Source organism: Marinifilum sp. D737, assembly GCF_026672275.1.
In the GTDB taxonomy this organism is placed as follows: Bacteria; Bacteroidota; Bacteroidia; order Bacteroidales; family Marinifilaceae; genus Marinifilum.
Genome location: NZ_JANQCD010000075.1, coordinates 1 through 3,291, shown reverse-complemented (window position 1 = coordinate 3,291; position 3,291 = coordinate 1). Strand labels below are relative to the sequence as shown.

The following is a 3,291-nucleotide window of genomic DNA, read 5'->3' as shown; positions in this document are numbered from 1 at the left end:
ATTGCATAGCCGAAGTTACGTAATAAAAATTAGCTGATGCCAATGGAATCAAGATGTTGCTCGCAGTTTTTCAGGAGGACTTTAAACAACTTCATTATATACTTAAATTCTTAACCGTTTATTTCCATTAGAAAAATAGCCTAAAGTGTAAAATCGGGAACAATATTTTAGCTTATTACTAATTGTTCTTACGCTCAGGATTCTTCCCTTTGAACTCAAAGGGTACATATGTGATATAGTTCTTAATTACAATAGCCATAGAATTTTACAACTTTTCTACTTTTTCACCATTTAAACTTTTCAATGCTTTCAGAATAAAAAAAAAGAGGCGCTGTTTCCAACGCCTCCTCAATATTGTTCTTAAATGTTAACCTAATTTACTGATTCTATCAAGGCGCACCTTGTCTAGTATTTTAATTTTTCTTCCGTCAATAGCAATAACACCTTCGCTGGCAAATGTCGATAATGTACGAATTGCATTCGAAGTTGTCATGTTCGATAGGTTTGCAATATCTTCTCTCGATAAGTAAACCTTAATGGTTGCTTCGTCTTCTTCAAATCCGTATGTGTCACGAAGGAACAATAACGATTCAGCCAACCTACCACGAATGTGCTTTTGGGTAAGCGTAATGGTTCTGTTGTTCGAGAATCCAAGCTCGGTTGACAACGAACGAATAATACTTAATGCCAATTCAGCATTCGAACGAAGTAGTTTAAGAATTAAGTCGTAGCTAACTGTACAGGTAATCGAATCCTCGATAGCAACTGCCGATGCAATGTTGTTCTCTTCGGCAAATAAAGCTCGGTATCCAATAAAACCAATTGGTTTAGCCATACGAACGATTTGTTCACGTCCGCCAACTCCTTCTTTAAAAATTTTAACTTTCCCTTCCGATAAACAAATTAACCCAATAGGTCTTTCGCCTTCTTTGTAAATGTATTCGCCTTTTTTGAAAAAAGAGCAAGTCATATTGGACTTTAGTTCTTCTTTCTCGGACGGAGCAAGAACATTAAATACAGAGTTAGGGTTATTAATTACTTCTCCACAAATCGTCTCTCTTGACTTTCTTTCATTCTCAATCATTACAATAATCGGATATGGTTATAAAAAATATACTTGCATGTTGTAAAACAGTTCAAATGTATATAAATGAATTTAAATGGGAAAACGAATAGAGAAAAATATCCTTATTTATACGATGTTCGACAGCATACGTTTTTGTAGGTGTTTCTACCCATTTAACTGTGCTTTGCTACCAATGGAATTTTACGACCAAAGCCGAAAGCCTTTGATGAAACACGCAATATAGGTGGCGTTTGAAAACGCTTGTACTCATTCATGTTTACCAAACGGATTGCTTTTTCAACTGTTTGTTTTTCAAAACCATCTGCGATGATTTCTTTCGATGACATATTTTTTTCTATATATCGGTACAAAATGCCATCCAAAACATCGTAATCTGGCAATGAATCAGAATCTTTCTGATCCGGACGCAATTCTGCTGATGGTGGTTTTACAATTGTATTTACCGGAATAATTTCCTTGTCTTTATTCATAAACCAAGCCATTTTAAATACATCTGTTTTGTACACATCTCCCAAAACTGATAAGCCTCCGTTCATATCACCATAAAGAGTTCCATATCCAACGGCTGCTTCACTTTTATTGGATGTATTTAATAATATGTGGCCAAATTTATTGGATAAGCCCATTACCAAAGTACCGCGGATTCTGGCTTGTATGTTTTCTTCGGCAACATTAAATGGCAAATCGCCAAAGCTAGGTTTTAGTGCTTTCTGAAATTCTGAAAAAATTTCCTGAATGTTTACAATTTCGTGCTCAATACCTAAATTTTCCGCCAAATCAACCGCATCTTTAATCGAATGGTCCGAAGAAAACTCAGAAGGCATCAACAATACACGTACATTTTCTTTTCCCAAAGCTCTTTCGGCAAGTACTACGGTTACTGCAGAATCGATACCACCGGAAAGACCTAAAGTCGCTTGCTTAAAGCCCATTTTGCCAAAATAATCTTTCAAACCAAGAACCAAAGCGTCATGAATTTTTTCGATATAGTCGACTTCTGCAATTTCAATTGCTTTGTCTTCTATCTCATTCATATCCACTACCTGGTAATCTTCTTCGAAATACTTTAGTCTGCATGCCACATCACCTTTCGAGTTCAAAACCATCGAATCACCATCGAAAATCAATTCGGTGTGAGCACCAATTTGGTTCACATAGATCACAGGCAAATTGTATCGTTCGATATTTGATTTTAGAATGTTGGTTCTTAAATCTTGTTGGTTGTATGAAAATGGCGAAGCAGCAATGTTTACCACAAAATCAGGATTCAATTTGTTCAGCTCCTCCATTGGTGAAATGGTGTAAAGCTCCGATTTTGCAAAATTATTATCGGTAGGTTGTTTTTCCCACAAGTCTTCACATACCGTAATCGCAATTTTCTTGCCTTTGTATTCTACCAACGAGAATTCTGTATTTGGCTCGAAATATCTGTATTCATCGAATATATCGTAGTTTGGCAACAGGGTTTTATTGTGAATACTTTCAACTTTTCCGTTAGAAATAAAGAAAGCCGAATTGTACAAGTTCTTTCCCTTGGTATTTGGATTGATTGAAGGACCACCCACAACAGCAGCAATGTCTGTGCATGCCTTAGCTACTTTTTGCAAAGCATCCTGTGTTCTTTCAATAAAATCTTTTCTCTCTAATAAATCTTTTGGAGGATACCCGCAGATTGCTAACTCCGAAAATACTACCAAATCAACATTTTCTTTTTTTGATTTTTCAATTGCAGAGATAATTTTCTCCGTGTTGCTTTCGAAATTGCCGATATGATAGTTTAATTGGGCTAATGCTATTTTCATCTGTATATATATTGTCTCGAATAAACTTTTTGATGCCTGATTGAGGCAATGGCAAATTTAGTTATAAAAAGGGAATGATTCCACTGTTAATTAAGATATCCACACCTCAAAACTGCAGAAATCTTTTTCTTTGAATTATGCTTTGTTTATTTTTGAGATTCATTAATAAAAAAGGTTCTGTATGATTTATAGTAGAGAGTCCTTAAAATTATCTATAATCCGAATGGAGAAGTATAAATGATTTCGGCTATGTCAGCACGGGTTATAGGGGGCATTGGAAGGACAATCTGCTTATCCGCAAAAAACTTTTAGAAATCCCGAAAGTATTCGGGAGGGGAAGCTTCGTCCCGAAATAGAATTTGTAAGCATTTGGGAGCCAAATGCAACAAAATTCATAATCGG

Annotated in this window: 2 protein-coding genes; both read right to left on the bottom strand. The window is 35.6% G+C overall.

From position 1 onward, the window contains the following. Nucleotides 1-367 precede the first annotated feature (367 nt). A complete protein-coding gene (locus NQ163_RS20405) occupies nt 368-1,084 on the bottom strand; it encodes a Crp/Fnr family transcriptional regulator (protein ID WP_110363179.1) in 717 nt (238 codons plus the stop codon). 155 nt (nt 1,085-1,239) lie between these two features. Further along, complete coding sequence (locus tag NQ163_RS20400; protein WP_268192160.1) at nt 1,240-2,889, bottom strand: NAD+ synthase; 1,650 nt, start codon at nt 2,887-2,889, stop codon at nt 1,240-1,242. Nucleotides 2,890-3,291: the final 402 nt, after the last annotated feature.

Coding starts and splice junctions, on each gene's coding strand:
- NQ163_RS20405 (WP_110363179.1), bottom strand. CDS start 1,084: ATGATTGAGAATGAAAGAAAGTCAAGAGAGACGATTTGTGGAGAAGTA.
- NQ163_RS20400 (WP_268192160.1), bottom strand. CDS start 2,889: ATGAAAATAGCATTAGCCCAATTAAACTATCATATCGGCAATTTCGAA.